This window comes from Diaphorobacter sp. LI3, assembly GCF_022807955.1.
In the GTDB taxonomy this organism is placed as follows: Bacteria; Pseudomonadota; Gammaproteobacteria; order Burkholderiales; family Burkholderiaceae_C; genus Diaphorobacter; species Diaphorobacter nitroreducens.
Window position 1 is genome coordinate 3,262,501 of the sequence record NZ_CP094346.1, and the last position, 16,089, is coordinate 3,278,589.

A 16,089-nucleotide genomic window follows, 5' to 3' on the forward strand; every position below is an offset into this window, starting at 1 on the left:
GGTAGCGGAGCTTTTCTCGGCGATAGCCGCCATGAATCGCTGAAAAGCCTGGTAGGGAGAATCCCAGCCGAGAGTCTGACGAGGACGGTTGTTCATCAGATCGGCCATGGAGTCCAGCGCATCCTGGTCATGCATGCTCAGGTCTGTGCCCTTGGGCATGAACTGGCGCAGCAGCCCATTCGTGTTCTCACAACTGCCTTTTTGCCAAGGGCTGTGCGGATCACAAAAGTACACCCGCATGCCAAGGGCTTGGGCGAGTTCCTTGTGCCGGGCCATCTCCTTGCCCTGGTCGTAGGTGAGCGTCTGGCGCATCGGCTGTGCGATCTGGCGCAGCTTGTTGGTGAACGCGGCCAGCGCACTGTCTGCGGATGCGTCAGGCATCTTGCACAGCAGCACCAAGCGCGTTGAGCGCTCTACCAGCACACCCACCGCCGATTGGTTGCCAGCACCCTTGATCAGATCCCCCTCCCAATGCCCCGGGATCACGCGATCATTGACCTCGGGTGGGCGAACATGGATAGAGACCATGTCTGGAATCTGACCACGCCGATCAGAGCCTGCTGAACGCGGGCGGCGTGTACTCTTGCCTTGGCGCAGCAGTGCGATGAGCTGGCGGCGCAACTCACCGCGTGGGTATGCATAGATGGCGGTGTAGATGCTCTCGTGCGAGGCATGCATGGTTGGGTCCTGGGGATACATGCGCTGGAGTGTGCGTGCAATCTGCTGGGGCGACCACAGCCAGCACAGCATGGTGGTCACAAGAGTCCACAACGCCCCGCAGCTGTGCAGCTTGGGGTATGGCTTGGCCTGAATGCGCCGCAGCTGGCACAGACGCTGCGCAGGCGCGCTGGCGTAACCGCCGTGGCAGGCGTTGCGCCGCAACTCACGGCTGATGGTGCTGGGGCTGCGGCCTTGAAGGCGGGCTATGGCCCTGATGCTCCAGCCCTGCTGGCGCAGCGATGCCAGCGTCACTCTGTCTTCTGGCTGCAAGTGCTCGTATCTCGTTCCCATTTGCGTACATTACCCTTGGTGAGGGTGTTGCACTTCAGATTTGAGACCGCCAACAAATTTTCTACTTTCATCCAACATCTCACCATTGCCACTTTTCAAGCAGTTTTTCGGGCGTCAGACTGTCATAGCCCTCAAAGGGCTGATGTATCCAGGGGTTGGTGGGAAGGAACTCCACAGAATAGTCAGGCGCAAAAGTCGACAGCCCTTTCGTCCAAATCACCGCGCTACGCAGCTCCGTGATGGGTGCGTAGTTGGTCTTGAGCATTTCCACCACAGCATTCAGGGTATGACCCGAGTCCGCCAGATCATCCACGAGTAGCACGCGGCCAGCGATCTCCCCCTTGGGAGTCGTGATGAAGCGAGCGATGTCCAAGTGCCCCTTGACTGTCCCAGCTTCTGCTCTATAAGAACTTGTGGACATGATGGCCAAGGGCTTGTCAAAGATACGGCTCAGAATATCCCCAGGTCGCAAGCCGCCACGTGCAAGACAAAGGATCGTATCGAACTGCCATGCGGATTGATGCACCTTTAGCGCAAGCTTCTCTATGAGGTTGTGATACTCGTCGTAGCTCACGTACAAATGCTTGCCGTCTTCCGTCAGCATACTAACTCCTGAATTGATAGCAACAATCGCCTTAACAGCGGGCGACACACTCCTACTGCCCCACTATGCCCTCAGTCCGCCGCGTAGGGATGGCGCATCAAGATCGTGTGATCACGGTCTGGACTGGTCGAGATCATTGCGATAGGCACCCCCGTCACTTGCTCAATACGCTCCAGATAGCGACGCGCATTGGACGGCAGGTTCTCATAGCGAGTCACTCCCACGGTGGATTCCGTCCAACCGGCAATATTCTCGTAAATAGGTACGCAACGCGCGATTTCTTCGGCACCCATTGGCAGAAGGTCGATCGTTTCACCGTCCAACTCGTATCCCACGCACAGCGACAGTTCCCTCAACCCGTCCAGAACATCCAGCTTGGTGATGCAGAGCCCTGAAAGACCATTGACCTGCGCGCTACGCTTGAGGAGCGCAGCATCAAACCAACCGCAGCGACGGCTGCGCCCTGTCGTCACCCCTTTTTCGGCGCCCACTGTACTCATGTGATAACCCGGTGTTCCAGGCGTTTCCCAGTCCAGCTCGGTCGGGAAAGGCCCTCCCCCCACCCGCGTGCAATATGCCTTGGTGATCCCCAAGATGTAGTGCAGATGCCCCGGGCCAACACCTGACCCCGCTGCCGCATTACCCGCCACACAGTTACTGGACGTGACATAGGGATAGGTGCCATGGTCCACATCGAGCAACGTGCCCTGGGCCCCCTCAAACAGCAGATTTGCGCCCGCGGCATGCGCTTCGTTCAGTTCACGCGAGACATCTGCCATCATGGGCTTGAGCATCTCTGCATGCCGCATGGCCTCCTCAAAGACCGGCTCAAACTGCACTTGCCCGCCCGTGATGTAGGGCTTGAGTGCGTCGCCAAACTGAAAATTGGCCGAGCCCAAGAAGGTGCTGAGGACATGGTTGTGCAACGCCAGCAATTCGCGCAGCTTGGCGGCAAAGCGTTCTGGATACTTGAGGTCTTGTACGCGCAGGGCACGGCGAGCGATCTTGTCCTCGTAGGCCGGTCCGATACCACGGCCCGTGGTACCAATCTTCTCGGCGCCACCGTGTTCACGCGCCGCTTCACGCGCCACATCCAGCGCCGCATGGAACGGCAGGATCAATGGACAAGCTTCACTGACGCGCAGACGCGAGCGCACTTCGACGCCCGCTTTTTCGAGCCCCTCGATCTCCTCAAACAATTTGCCTGCCGAGAGAACGACGCCGTTGCCGATGTAGCACTTGACACCCGGGCGCATGATCCCGCTGGGGATCAAGTGCAGCGCCGTCTTGACGCCGTTGATGACCAACGTGTGACCAGCGTTGTGCCCGCCCTGAAACCGCACCACCCCCTGGGCGCTCTCAGTCAGCCAATCAACCAGTTTGCCTTTGCCTTCATCGCCCCACTGGGTGCCGACCACGACAACGTTACGACCCTTGCTTGCTTTCATGTCAAACCCGATTCAAATGCTGAAGAAACTCAAATCGCCTTTACGACCCAGTTGCCATCCACCAGGACAAGCTCCCGATCGCAGTGGAATTCGTCCACTTCGCTGCCGTGCCCCGGCAGCACACACACCACGGTTTCGCCCTGACGACGCAACGTAGCAATGGCAGCACTGAGCGCACCACCATCGCCCCAGGGCGCCCGGATGGCCGCACGCAATGACGGAGCCGACACCACACCCACCAGCTGCTTCACGTCCAAGCTAAAGCCTGCGGCTGGCCTGTTACGGCCGAAGACCGCGCCGACCTCGTCATAGCGGCCGCCTCGCACCAGCGCATCACTGGCGCCCTGCGCATAAATCGCAAAACGCGCGCCGCTGTAATAGGCATAACCCCGCAGATCTGCCAGATCAAATGTGACCCGCACACCGTCCATTCGTGCTGCAATCGCCCTCAAATCTGATAGCGCCTCGCGCGCACCAGGAAAGGGCTTCAGCAAGTTTTCGGCCTCATTCAGCACTGTTGCATCGCCATACAGCTGCAACAGTGCCAACAACCCTTCCCGCGATGCAGACGGGAAATCGCGCGTCAACGACGCCAATTCGCTGGCATCTTTGGCAGCAAGCGCACCGTGGACGTGGGCGAGCTGATGCATACCGACAGGAAGTCCTGCAAGCAGACTGCGCACGATACGGACGTCGGCCAGATCTACGCTCACCTCCTGTGCGTGGGCACTGCGCAAGCACTCCAACGACAGCAACACTGCTTCGATATCCGCCTCGATACCTGGATGACCGTAGATCTCGGCTCCAAACTGCAAGGGCTCTCGGGTGGCGTGCGGACGATCGGGACGCGTGTGCAGTACTGGGCCGCAATAGCATAGACGCGCCACCCCCTGCCGGTTGAGCAGGTGCGCATCAATGCGTGCGACCTGTTGGGTCGTATCGGCCCTCAAGCCGAGAGATCGACCCGAGAGTTGGTCCACCAATTTGAACGTTTGGAGGTCCAGCGCCTCGCCAGTGCCCGTCAACAGTGATTCCAGATGCTCCAGCAAAGGAGGCATGACCAACTCATAACCGTAACTGCGTGCCGTATCGAGCAGTCCGCGGCGAAGTTCTTCAATGTGCCGCGCCTCGGAAGGCAAGACATCGGCAATATGATCCGGCAGGACCCAGGCAGACATGGGATGGGGCAGGCTGTTAAAACGTTGATTCTACCGGCATGGATAAGCCCCACCCCGGGACCGAAAGCGGCCAGGCTACGCGAGCAGCAGAATGGCGCCGCCAGCGATCAGCCCCAACAGCGCGCAAAAGCGAATCTGGCCGTCACGCAATTGCAAAAGCTGCGTGAACATGCGGCGCCAACCACCAGGTGACAAGAAGGGCAGCAGCCCTTCGATGACCAGCACCCAACCCAACGCGATCCAGAACCCGTTCATGGAAGCCGACCACCGCCATCAGTCGCTCATCAGCGGCGGGGGGCCGCAGATGCGTTACCCGTCCCGCCTCTGAATACCTTGAAAAATTCAGAGCTCGCCGGATCCAGCACCATGACATCGCCCTTGCGGTTGAAGCTCGCCTTGTAAGCTTCGAGGCTACGGTAGAACTGTGCAAATTGAGGATCACGGCCGAATGCCTCCGCATACAGACGCGCAGCTTCCGCATCACCCTCGCCCTTGATCTTCTGGGCGTCGCGGTAGGCATTGGCAATGGTGATCTCGCGCTGCCGATCTGCGTCTGCGCGAATCTTCTCCCCCTCCGCCGCGCCCGTGGAGCGCAGTTCATTCGCAACGCGCTTGCGTTCCGCTTCCATGCGTCGATAGACGGACTCCGTGATCGCTTCTACGTAGTCGACCCGCGTGATGCGCACGTCCACGACATCGACACCCCAAGGCTTAGAGCCGCGGACAGCTTCCAGCACTTCCCGTTTCACGTCGGACATCAGTGCATCGCGCTTGAGCGACAGCAGCTCCTTGACGGTGCGACGGTTGACTTCTTCCTGAAATGCATTGCGGACCACCCGATTGAGCTGCAGTGCACCTGCGTTCTCGTCCAGTCCCACATTGCGGATGTACTCGGATGGGTCGGTAATGCGCCAGCGCACATACCAATCGATCACCACGCGCTGCTTCTCGGCTGTCAGCATCGACTCGGTGTCTGAACTGTCCAGCGTGAGCAGACGCTTGTCGATGTAGCGAACGTTTTGGAAAGGTGGAGGTAGCTTGAAATTCAAGCCTGGTTCCGTGATGACTTCCTTGATCTGCCCCAACGCGTACACCACGCCAAACTGGCGTTGGTCGACGACGAACACCATCGAGCTGAGCAATGCCAGCAACAGCAGAACTGTCGATGCGATAAATCCGATTCTGTTCACACGGCTCTCCTATCGGGACTCACGTTCGCGCGAACGGTTGGCATCACGCAACCGAGAATCGCCGGGAAATTGAGAGGTCGCGGCAGGAGGGACTGTCGCTGGCGGCGTATCGGTCGCCGCAGCCGCCGAAGTCTGCTGTGAAACGCTCTGCATGATCTTGTCCAACGGCAGGTACAGCAAGTTGGATCCTTGCCGCGACTCCACCAGTACCTTGGTCACATTGCCGTAAATCTGCTGCATGCTCTCCAGATACATGCGGTCTCGCGTCACCTGCGGCGCCTTCTGGTATTCAGCAAGGACGGCGCTGAAGCGCTGTGTGTCACCCTGCGCCTGCGCCACGATGCGCGCCTTGTAGGCTGCCGCCTCCTCGATCAAGCGGGACGCCGTACCCGTGGCACGCGGAACCACATCATTGGCATAAGCCTGGGCTTCGTTCTTAGCGCGCTCCCGCTCCTGGCCCGCCTTGAGCACGTCATCAAAAGCCGCCTGTACTTGCTCAGGAGGGCGCACCCCCCCTTGCTGCAGGTTGATGCCAACGACTTCCACGCCGACCTTGTATCGGTCCAAGATGGTCTGCATCAGGTTGCGCACGCGCGGAGCAATCTGGTCCCGCTCTTCCGCCAAGGCGGTATCCATGCGCATTTTGCCCACGACTTCGCGCACCGCCGTCTCTGCCGCCTGAACCACGGCTTCGGCCGGGTTGCGGCTCTCGAACAGCCACGCACGCGCGTCATTCAAACGATATTGCACTGCGAACTTGATTTCGACGATGTTCTCGTCTTCGGTCAGCATGGCGGACTCACGCAGTCCCGTGCTCTTGATGACGCTATCCCGCCCCACATCAGCGGACCGGATCTGGGTCACGAACACCAGTTCATGGCGCTGAATGGGGTAAGGCAGACGCCAATTGAAGCCGGCGTTGACCGTGCTCTTGTACTTGCCGAACTGGGTGATCACCGCTTGCTGGCCTTCTTGCACGATGAAAAAGCCAGTGCCCAGCCAGATCAGCACCGCTATGGCGGCGATCAATCCCACGCCAACTCCCGCGTTCTTCATGTCTGGCTGGAAACCACCATTGCCGCCACCAGAAGCGGGACCACGCGACCCGCCGCCGCCAAACAACCCACCCAGCTTGCGGTTCAGATCACGCCACAACTCATCCAGGTCCGGCGGCTGTCCCGAAGGATTCTGGTCACGTCCACGTGGACGCTGTGAGTTATCCGGAGAAGGGCGCTCCGAATCAGGGCGCTGTCCACCCTCGCCCTTATCGTCCCCACGGCCCCAACGAGGATCGTTGAGATTGAACATCCCCCGAATACGCTCAGGCAGCACGGCCCAGCGAGAGGCACGGTTAAGAAGGTTCATGCGCGAATTCTCGTACTCTCAATAGCAATAGAACACCAGCATTGTGCCCAATCAGTCCCACTCGCCCTTCAATTCAGCCGCCGTCACAGGGGGCATGCCTGACGAAAGTGACTTCTGAACCATGTCTGCCAATAGCTGCCGCAAGTCAGCCACCCCTTCGCCAAGGCCGGCACTGACAAAAATCCGCGGTACAGGCCGCCCATCCAGTTCATAGGTATCTTGCCGCACGTTAGGACGCACTTCGGGCGTGAGGGCATCCAATTTGTTGAATACCAAGAGTTGTGGAATATCTGCGGCGCCAATCTCACCAAGAACCAGTTGCACCTGTGCAATCTGCTCGGGAAAGGCGGGGTTGGCGGCATCGACCACATGCAGGAGCAGATCCGCGTCCACGGCCTCCTGCAACGTGGCCTGAAACGCATCCACCAGCCCGTGCGGCAGATCACGAATGAAGCCCACGGTATCGGACAGGGACACCGAACCCGCTGCTTCGCCCAAATAAAGATGACGCGTGGTGGTGTCCAGCGTGGCGAACAACTGGTCCGCTGCGTAGGCTCGCGCCTTCACCAATGCATTGAACAGCGTGGATTTGCCCGCATTCGTGTAGCCCACCAGCGAGATATTGAATGTATCGCGCCGCTGCCGCTGCCGCCGCTGGGTCGCCCGTTGGCGCTTGACCTTGACCAGGCGCTCCCGCGTGCGCTTGATGGCTTCGCTGATCATGCGACGGTCGAGCTCAATTTGTGTTTCGCCCGGTCCGCCCCGTGTGCCAATCCCCCCGCGTTGACGCTCCAAGTGCGACCAGCGCCGCACAAGTCGAGTGCTCAAGTACTGCAAACGCGCCAACTCCACCTGCAGCTTGCCCTCGTGGCTGCGGGCGCGCTGGGCAAAGATCTCCAGAATGAGCAGCGTGCGATCATTGACGGGCAATTCCAGGCTTCGCTCCAGATTCCGCTGCTGCGCCGGACTCAGCGCCTGGTCGAACAGCACCTCCTTCGCGCCATGCATCTGCGCCAGAGTGCGGATCTCATCGGCTTTGCCGCTACCCACGAACAGCGCCGCATCAGGCGTCTTTCGCTTGCACGTCAGCCGCGCGACAGGATTCAAGCCTGCAGTCTGGGCCAATAAGCCAAGCTCTTCGAGTTCGGCATCGAAATGGGGCAAACCAAAATCCACGCCTACCAATAGAACAGGCGTGGATTTCGTGTCAGGAGAAGAATGGGAACTCAAGGCTGCGTGCCCTGGGATGCGCAATGCTTGCGCCGTGGCGCAGCCTTGAACTGCCGCAGGGGCTTACTGGTTGTCCCCGTCGGCGGCGGGTTCCGCAGTCGAGAAGTTGACGGCACGACCAGGCACGATCGTGGAAATGGCGTGCTTGTACACCATCTGCGTCACGGTATTGCGCAGCAGCACGACGTATTGATCGAAGGATTCGATTTGACCCTGCAGTTTGATGCCGTTCACCAAATAGATCGAAACCGGCACATGCTCCCGACGCAATGCGTTCAGGAAGGGGTCTTGAAGAAGCTGACCTTTATTGCTCACGATATTCTCCGTGTTCAAAAATGTTGTTGTAAACCAGCACCTTACCACAGCCAGACGGCCATACGCCGTCCAGGGGCTCAGGAGTTCTGCTTGTCCGTATAAGGATTGCTGGAGGTTTTCATTTCGATACGCAGCGGCGTACCGACGAGGTCAAATTCTTTGCGAAAACGCGCCTCAAGAAAGCGCTTGTAGGCGTCCGTGACATGCTCCAGCGAATTCCCATGGATCACGATCACCGGCGGATTCATGCCGCCCTGGTGCGCATAGCGCATCTTGGGCCGGAACATACCCGAGCGCTTAGGGCTTTGGAACTGCACCGCCTCCTGCAGCAGGCGCGTCAACACCGGCGTAGGCATCTTGCGGTTGGCAGATTTGTACGCCTGGATGATGGATGACCACAGCGGCCCGATGCCCTGCCGCTTCTTCGCAGAGATGAAGTGCAACGGCGCGAACTTTAGAAACGACAGACGCGTTTCGATGGAACGCTCCAGCTGCTGCCGGCCATAGTCGTCCACCGCATCCCATTTGTTCACTGCGATCACCACGGCGCGACCACTCTCCAGGATGTAGCCGGCAATATGTGCGTCCTGGTCCGTCACTCCTTGCGTGGCGTCCAGCAGCAGCAGCACGACATTGGCTGACTCGATGGCCTGCAGGGTCTTCACGACCGAGAATTTCTCGATCGCTTCAAACACCTTGCCTTTGCGTCGCAGGCCCGCCGTGTCGATCAACTCGAACTTCTGCCCGTTGCGCTCGAAAGGCACCGATATGGCATCGCGCGTGGTGCCGGGCATGTCGAAAGCCACCAGACGCTCTTCGCCCAGCCAGGTATTGATCAGTGTGGACTTGCCCACGTTGGGGCGCCCTGCCACTGCAAGACGGATGACATTCTTCTCGGCCCCCGCATCCTCCTCCTCAATCTCGGGCAACGCGAGCGGCTTCAGCGCGAGATCCACCAGGCTGCGCACACCCTGGCCGTGCGCCGCCGATACGGGGTGCACCTCTCCCAGGCCCAACTCATAGAACTCGGCCAGATGCATGCTGTCCTGCATGCCTTCGGCCTTGTTGCCTGCCAACACGCAGGGTTTGCCCAGGCGGCGAAGGTAGTTGGCAATGTCGTGGTCCTGGGCGGACAGTCCGCCGCGCACGTCCACGACAAAAACCACGACATCTGCCTCCGCCACGGCCTGCTGGGTCTGCCTGGCCATCTCGCGGTAGATGCCGCTGGAGGCATCGGGCTCGAACCCCCCGGTGTCGATGACGATGTACTCGTGCTTGCCCTGTCTCCCATTGCCATAGTGGCGATCACGCGTGAGGCCGGCAAAGTCGGCCACAATCGCATCGCGCGACTTGGTCAAACGGTTGAACAAGGTGGACTTGCCCACATTGGGCCGCCCCACCAAAGCGATGACAGGCTTCATCCTGTGTCCTATATCCCTATCAGTCCGGACGGAAGCCGTAGACGCCGCCCTTGCGCGTCACCACCACCAAGGTGTCGCCCGCCACCGCCGGGGCCGCCGCAATGGCCGAGCCATCAGTCGTCAGGCGGTTGAGCGGTGCGGCGTCCTCACGGGACAGCAGGTGCACCAGCCCTGTATCGTCACCCACTACCACCGAACGCCCCAGCACCAAGGGCGCTGTGAGCTTGCGGAACTGCAGCCTGTCCGATGTCCAGGCGCGGGACCCATCAGTGCGTCGCCATGCAATCACTGTTCCGTTGCTTTCCGTGCCGAACAGCATGGTGTCATCCCCGTGGATGCCCACGCCGCCGCTGGCGGGCTGCGTCCACGAGACCGTCCCCCGGGATGCATCGATACAACCCACCGAGGCCTGGAAAGCCCGCGCGCACAGGCTGTCGCCCACACGGCTCGTACGGCCAACGATCTCCACCAGCCGCTCGACGTCATTGGTGCCGCGCGGACTGGCCAAGGGCGCCTCCCAGCGCACCACGCCGTTGTCGGGATTGAAGCCGACCAGACGGCCGGACAGCCCCGCAACCAGGGTGTCACCCACGGCCATCAGCACACCGCCCTGGCGCAAGACCAGGGGCTCACCCGGCCGCTGCTGGCTCCAGAGCCGGTAGCCAGTCGCCGCGTCGAAGGCGGAAATGGAGCGATCCGCCGCCAGCACGAAGATGCGCTTGCCCGCGACCAACGGCGCCGTATAAGCCTGGGCGGGCAATGGCTTGCGCCAGATCTCCCGACCGCCGTCCAGTGCGATAACTTGGTTGCCCTTCGACACCACCGCCGTCCAGCGCCCATCACTTCCCACGCCCGAGGCAAGCGGCTGGTTGAGGCGCGTGCGCCATACGTCGCCCCCCGTGCGAGCATCGATGGCCGCCACATCGCCATTGGCAGAGGCCACCGTCACCACGCTGCCCTCCACGTGTATGTCGAGCTCAAGGCCTTCTTGCGTCCCAATCTGGGACACCCACGCCTGACGCACTCCCAGCACAGGGACGTTGGGACCGAGCTCCGCCGCCTTCGGCTTCGGCGTGCCGCCCCACAACGAGCAACCTCCCATCACCAGCAGGCTCACCAGCAAAGAGGCGCCGGTCAGCGCCCTCATGGCATGACTACGTGCCTGGCTCATTGCACGCCCCCCGACGTAGCGGAGGCTACCGTCTCCACCTGTGCGCCCAAAGCGTTGAGCTTGGCTTCCACCAGGCGGCGGTATTCCACACGCTCGTCAAAAGCCTGGTAGGCACGGCGGTACTCGGCGATGGCTTCCTGCTTCTTGCCCTGCAACGCGAACACATCACCCTTGCGATCCGCGACCGTAGCAGCAAACTCTGCGGGGAATTTCCCCGACAGCTGCGCCGAGGCCTCGTCGTAGGCCTTTTGCTCGATCAGGACGCTGGCCAGGCGCAGCCGGGCCAAGGCCTGGTAACCCTCATCAGACGCTTTCTCGGCCACCCAAGCCAACGTACTTTTGGCGGCATCCCACTTGCCAGCGTCGGCCAGCGCTTTGGCAGCCAGAAGGCCTGCCTGCCCCGCCTGCGCGGTGCCGCCGTAACTCGACTTCAAGTCGCCCACGGCTTGCTCCACGCGCGCAAGGTCACCCGCCTGCACGGCCATTTCCACGGCCTCGGCCAGTGCCGTCGCCTGCTGGGCCTGGCGGCCCTGCCACAGCCGGTAGCCGTTCCAGGCGGCAAGCCCCCCCATGATGACAATCAACGCCCAGGTGATGGGCGTGCCCCACGTGTTCCAGAAGTGCTTGATCTGCTCAAGCTGTTCTTGTTCTTGAAGGTCGAAGTTGTTGGCCATGTTGTGGTTCCGTTCAGCGCGAGGATTGTAGGGTGGCCGCCCATTCGGCCAGCGCCGCCAGCGGGCGCTCCGCCTGCTCGCCGCTATCCCGCAGCGGCTTGACGGTCACGGCCCCGCGGGCCAGTTCGTCGGCGCCGAAGACCAGTGCATAGCGTGCGCCGCTGGCGTCCGCCTTCTTGAACTGGGATTTCATGCTGCCCATGCCCTCGCCTGCGGTGGTGGGGCTGTGCATCTGCACCGACACCCCCTGCGCACGCAGCCGCTGCAAGGTAGCCATGACCACCGGCAGGGCTGACGCGTCGGGCACTACGGCATAGGCATCGGCAGCTGGTCGGGCCACTTGCGTCTCCTGCTCCTTGAGCAACTCCAGCACGCGCTCCACCCCCAGCGCCCAGCCCACGGCCGGAGCGGGCTTGCCGCCGATCTGCTCGATCAGGTAGTCGTAACGGCCACCACCACAGATCGTGCCCTGCGAACCCAGTTGGTCCGTCACGAACTCGAATACCGTGAGGTTGTAATAGTCCATCCCGCGGACCAGGCGGGGGTTGAGGCTCCAGACCACGCCGTTGGCATCCAGGATCGCCTTGACGGTCTCGAAATGCTGCAGCGACGCCTCGCCTAGAAAGTCGATGAGCCGCGGGGCGCCTTCCACCAGCGCCTGCATCGCGGGGTTCTTGGTGTCGAGAATGCGCAGCGGATTGCTGTGCAGGCGGCGGCGCGCATCCTCGTCGAGCACATCCATGTGCTGCTCCAGGTATGCGATCAGCACCGCGCGGTGGGCGCGGCGCTCGTCGGGCTGCCCCAGGCTGTTCAATTCCAGCCGCACGTTCTCCAGCCCCAGTTCCGCCCACAGCGCATGCGCCAGCAGAATGATTTCGGCATCGGCTTCCGCGCCGGGAAAGCCCAGCGCCTCGGCACCGATCTGGTGGAACTGGCGGTAGCGGCCGCGCTGTGGCCGTTCATGCCGGAACATCGGCCCCATGTAGTACAGGCGCTTGCCGCCGTCGTAGAGCATGGAATGCTCTACCACCGCACGCACCACCCCCGCCGTTGCCTCGGGGCGCAGCGTCAGCTGTTCACCGTTGAGCCGGTCCTCGAAGGAGTACATCTCCTTCTCGACGATGTCGGTGACTTCGCCCAGACCGCGCACGAACAGCGGCGTAGGCTCGACGATGGGCGTGCGGATGTTGCGATAAGCGTAGCGCGCCATGAGGGTGCGCACTTTGTCCTCCAGCCATTCCCAGCGCGCCGAATCGGGCGGAAGAATGTCGTTCATGCCCTTGATGGCAACCAGCTTCTGCATCTTGTTCTATTGTTTGTGATTTTGAATCAAATCAGCCTCTAGCGCTTATCCATCAAGCGCTATAAGCTATAATATTTATAGCAAACTTGCGCGCACTTTACTGTGCGCCTGCGCCGTTGCCGAAACGCCGGGCAATGTAGCCTTCAACGATATCCTGGAACTCTCGCGCGATGCCCTCGCCCCGCAGGGTCATGGCCTTTTCGCCGTCGATGAAGACCGGGGCGGCGGGCGCCTCGCCCGTGCCGGGAAGGCTGATGCCGATGTCGGCATGTTTGCTCTCGCCCGGGCCGTTGACGATGCAGCCCATCACGGCCACCTTGAGTTTTTCCACGCCGGGATAGCGCAGCCGCCATACGGGCATCTGCGCACGCAGGTAATCGTCGATCTGCTTGGCCAGCTCCTGGAATGTGGTGCTGGTGGTGCGGCCGCACCCCGGGCAAGCGGTCACGCTGGGCACGAACGCGCGCAGCCCCAGCGATTGCAGGATATCGGAGGCCACCACCACCTCCTGGGTGCGCGCCTCGCCGGGCTGCGGAGTCAGCGACACACGGATAGTGTCGCCAATGCCTTCCTGTAGCAGGATCGAAAGCGCGGTGGTCGACGCCACGATACCCTTGGTGCCCATGCCCGCCTCGGTCAGACCCAGGTGCAGCGCATAGTCGCAGCGGCGCGCGAGTTCGCGGTACACCGAGATCAGGTCTTGCACTCCGCTGACCTTGCACGAAAGGATGATCTGGTCGCCGCTCAGGCCCATTTCCTCGGCGCGTTTCGCCGATTCGATGGCGGAGGTGATCAGCGCCTCGTACATGACCTGGCGCGCATCCCACGGCTGGGCGCGGCGGCTGTTCGCATCCATCAGCTCGGCCAGCAACTCCTGGTCCAGGCTGCCCCAGTTCACGCCGATGCGCACGGCCTTGTCCCAGCGCACCGCGGCCTCGATCATCTGGCCGAACTGCTTGTCCTTCTTGTCGCCCTTGCCCACGTTGCCCGGGTTGATGCGGTACTTGGACAATGCCTGTGCGCAGTCGGGAAATTCCGTCAGTAGGCGGTGGCCGTTGTAGTGAAAGTCGCCCACCAGCGGCACCGTCTCGCCCATGCGGTCCAGCTGCTCACGGATGTAAGGCACGGCCGCTGCGGCCTCCGGCGTGTTCACCGTGATGCGAACGAACTCGGAGCCCGCTTGCGCCAGTTCCTTGATCTGGATGGCCGTGCCGATCGCATCCACCGTGTCGGTGTTGGTCATGGACTGCACCCTAACCGGTGCGCCGCCACCCACCGTGACCACCCGGCTGCCCCAGACGATGCGTGCCTGCCGCGAGCGGCGTGCCTGGGGCTGTGCCATAGCGATCGGTGCGGCTGTGCCGGAGATATTCATTTACTTCACCTCGAAACGCGCAACGTTCTCGCGCGCAATCGCATTCAGATCCATGGGCTGGCCGCGCACAACCACCTCCGTGGCATCCGCCTTGCCAATGACGACCGACCAGGGAGGGCTGCCCGCCGCGGAAACACTCTCGCCCGCAGCCAGGATCTTCTGCAGCACGACGCCGCCCGCGGCGTTGCGCACCTGAATCCAGGATTCTCCCCGGGCGCGAATGACCAGCACGCCCGAAGCCTCGGTGCCCTTGGCGTCAACTCCGGCCTCGTTGGTCACGCCGTGGGATGGGGCCGGCTCCACCGCCGCAGCGGGGGTCGATGCGGCGAGGGCCGCTGAGGCCACCGCAGCAGAAGATGGCTCTGCCCGAGCGGTTGCCTGTCCCCCTGAGGCAACGGATTCTTGTACTGAGGGCACCGCAGCAGTCACCGGGTCCAGTTGCGTGGCTTCGAGCGCGCGCTGTGGCGGTGTTATCGCCTCCGGACTGCTGGCGACCGGCAAACTGTCGTTGCCCTTCGGGAGAAAGGCGATGGCCACCGCGGCGGCCAACAGCGCGGCAACCGTCACACCCATCATGCGCGATTTGGGTCGCTCCAGCGTTCCCCCCTTGATGAACCGGTGACCAGGGTCTCTGAAAGACGCGTTGAGTCCCTTGTCCACCACAAGCTGCACGGGGCCGCTCTGGGGCAGCAATGCGAGCACCGGCGCAGCATCGGCCTTCAAGGTCCGGCAGACGCCCGACGCCAACGCCCGCATGAAGACGGCGTCGGGAAATGCGTCGTATTGGTCCGCTTCCAGCGCATGCAGTTTGTACGCGGGCACTTTCAGCGTTCCGGCCAGCACATCAACATGGACCCCTGCGGATTCGCGCAGTTGCCTCAGCAACTGCCCCGCGGTAACGCCGCCCGCGGGTTCAGTGCCGTGATCCTGCATCCGGTGATCAATCCCCCCAGCGGCGCCCATGGGCTCACTCATCGAAGGCCCCTCGTTCGAATGCCAGGGTTTCTTTTGCGTTGGGGAAGCGCTTGCGCAATTGATCACCCAACTGGCGCATGGCCACGAACTCCTTGAGCACGCGTTCGATCTTCACACCCAACCACAGAGATTCGGCATTGGCATACTCGCCATTGTTCACGCGACGGACATAAAACTGCGCCCGCTTGGCCTCGCCCCGCGCAAACAGCACGGCCGCCAAGTGGTAACCCACCGCCGGGTTACCCGCATCAATCTCATAGGCCTGCTTCAGCGCCTGTTCGGCCTCTGCAAGACGCCCCGCCCGCTGGTAGCACAGGCCCTGGGACATCAGCGTCTTGCTGCGTGCCTTGTAACTCGGTACGGCAAGCGCCCGCTCGAACATCTGATTGGCGACGTCGTACTGCTGGCGCTGGCACTGCAGCCAGCCATAGTTGTGCATGATGTCTGGATCGGAAGGCTTCATGCCTTGGGCGCGCTTGAGGCTGTCTTCCGCGAGCGCCAGGTCGCCCATGTTCATGTATATCAAGCCGCGAAGGTGGTAGGCGTCGGCGTACGTGGGATCGGTCGTGATCGCCTGCCGCACCTCCTCCATGGCCACGGTGGTCTGCCCCATTTGCAGGTAGTTCGCAGCCAGCTCCAGCCGGATACGTGCACGGCGACGCACGTCGGCTTCGCCGCCGCCGGACGCGGATTCCGCCACGGCACCATTGGCATCGGACGCCCCTTGGTGGGCACAACCGGCAAGGCCCGAGACGACAACGGCAATGCCGATCGCCGCCATCGCCTGCCACCCGCCATGATTGATCCGCCACTTCGCCATGAAAGCCTC

At 61.9% G+C, this 16,089-nt stretch carries 16 protein-coding genes (1 of these 16 only partly in view); all 16 read right to left on the reverse strand.

From position 1 onward, the window contains the following. A protein-coding gene (locus tag MRB47_RS15250) for an IS30 family transposase (RefSeq protein WP_252100635.1) crosses the window boundary here: on the reverse strand, positions 1 to 1,011 show its 5' portion. 9 nt of this gene lie to the left of the window's left edge; 1,011 of the gene's 1,020 nt are visible here — the first part of the coding sequence; it begins with the start codon at positions 1,009 to 1,011; its stop codon lies off the left edge, out of view. A gap of 79 nt (positions 1,012 to 1,090) precedes the next feature. Further along, complete coding sequence (locus MRB47_RS15255) at positions 1,091 to 1,615, reverse strand: phosphoribosyltransferase (protein WP_011804614.1); 525 nt, start codon at positions 1,613 to 1,615, stop codon at positions 1,091 to 1,093. A gap of 71 nt (positions 1,616 to 1,686) precedes the next feature. Next, a complete protein-coding gene (locus tag MRB47_RS15260) occupies positions 1,687 to 3,063 on the reverse strand; it encodes an adenylosuccinate synthase (protein WP_252101117.1) in 1,377 nt (458 codons plus the stop codon). A 29-nt stretch (positions 3,064 to 3,092) separates the two neighbouring features. Further along, positions 3,093 to 4,241, reverse strand: a complete 1,149-nt coding sequence (locus MRB47_RS15265; RefSeq protein WP_252101118.1) for an ATP phosphoribosyltransferase regulatory subunit — start codon at positions 4,239 to 4,241, stop codon at positions 3,093 to 3,095. Positions 4,242 to 4,316: 75 nt separating this feature from the next. After that, positions 4,317 to 4,496, reverse strand: a complete 180-nt coding sequence (locus MRB47_RS15270; RefSeq protein ID WP_103737220.1) for a DUF2065 domain-containing protein — start codon at positions 4,494 to 4,496, stop codon at positions 4,317 to 4,319. 29 nt (positions 4,497 to 4,525) lie between these two features. Beyond that, a complete protein-coding gene (gene hflC, locus MRB47_RS15275) occupies positions 4,526 to 5,431 on the reverse strand; it encodes a protease modulator HflC (protein WP_252101119.1) in 906 nt (301 codons plus the stop codon). Positions 5,432 to 5,440: 9 nt separating this feature from the next. Beyond that, positions 5,441 to 6,796 carry an FtsH protease activity modulator HflK gene (gene hflK / locus MRB47_RS15280; RefSeq protein WP_011804609.1) on the reverse strand — a complete coding sequence of 452 codons (1,356 nt, stop codon included), beginning with the start codon at positions 6,794 to 6,796 and terminating at the stop codon, positions 5,441 to 5,443. A gap of 51 nt (positions 6,797 to 6,847) precedes the next feature. Beyond that, complete coding sequence (gene hflX, locus MRB47_RS15285) at positions 6,848 to 8,026, reverse strand: GTPase HflX (protein WP_088887359.1); 1,179 nt, start codon at positions 8,024 to 8,026, stop codon at positions 6,848 to 6,850. Between the two features lie 63 nt (positions 8,027 to 8,089). Beyond that, positions 8,090 to 8,341 carry an RNA chaperone Hfq gene (gene hfq / locus MRB47_RS15290; RefSeq protein WP_011804607.1) on the reverse strand — a complete coding sequence of 84 codons (252 nt, stop codon included), beginning with the start codon at positions 8,339 to 8,341 and terminating at the stop codon, positions 8,090 to 8,092. A 77-nt stretch (positions 8,342 to 8,418) separates the two neighbouring features. Next, a complete protein-coding gene (gene der / locus MRB47_RS15295) occupies positions 8,419 to 9,762 on the reverse strand; it encodes a ribosome biogenesis GTPase Der (RefSeq protein ID WP_123675222.1) in 1,344 nt (447 codons plus the stop codon). Between the two features lie 19 nt (positions 9,763 to 9,781). After that, complete coding sequence (bamB, locus tag MRB47_RS15300; RefSeq protein ID WP_411275703.1) at positions 9,782 to 10,909, reverse strand: outer membrane protein assembly factor BamB; 1,128 nt, start codon at positions 10,907 to 10,909, stop codon at positions 9,782 to 9,784. Positions 10,910 to 10,929: 20 nt separating this feature from the next. Then, on the reverse strand, positions 10,930 to 11,607 hold the full coding sequence (locus tag MRB47_RS15305; protein WP_252101121.1) for a YfgM family protein: 678 nt from the start codon (positions 11,605 to 11,607) through the stop codon (positions 10,930 to 10,932). 13 nt (positions 11,608 to 11,620) lie between these two features. Then, the gene (gene hisS / locus MRB47_RS15310) at positions 11,621 to 12,910 is read right to left on the reverse strand and encodes a histidine--tRNA ligase (RefSeq protein ID WP_252101122.1); all 1,290 of its coding nucleotides are present in this window, start codon (positions 12,908 to 12,910) and stop codon (positions 11,621 to 11,623) included. Between the two features lie 97 nt (positions 12,911 to 13,007). Beyond that, positions 13,008 to 14,285, reverse strand: coding sequence for a flavodoxin-dependent (E)-4-hydroxy-3-methylbut-2-enyl-diphosphate synthase (ispG, locus tag MRB47_RS15315; protein WP_252101123.1), 1,278 nt, complete (start codon positions 14,283 to 14,285; stop codon positions 13,008 to 13,010). Further along, the gene (locus MRB47_RS15320; RefSeq protein WP_252101124.1) at positions 14,286 to 15,260 is read right to left on the reverse strand and encodes a helix-turn-helix domain-containing protein; all 975 of its coding nucleotides are present in this window, start codon (positions 15,258 to 15,260) and stop codon (positions 14,286 to 14,288) included. Continuing rightward, positions 15,253 to 16,080: a type IV pilus biogenesis/stability protein PilW gene (gene pilW, locus MRB47_RS15325; protein WP_015912788.1), complete on the reverse strand. Its 828-nt coding sequence runs from the start codon at positions 16,078 to 16,080 to the stop codon at positions 15,253 to 15,255. The genes MRB47_RS15320 and pilW overlap by 8 nt, the downstream gene beginning before the upstream one ends. Positions 16,081 to 16,089 lie beyond the last annotated feature (9 nt).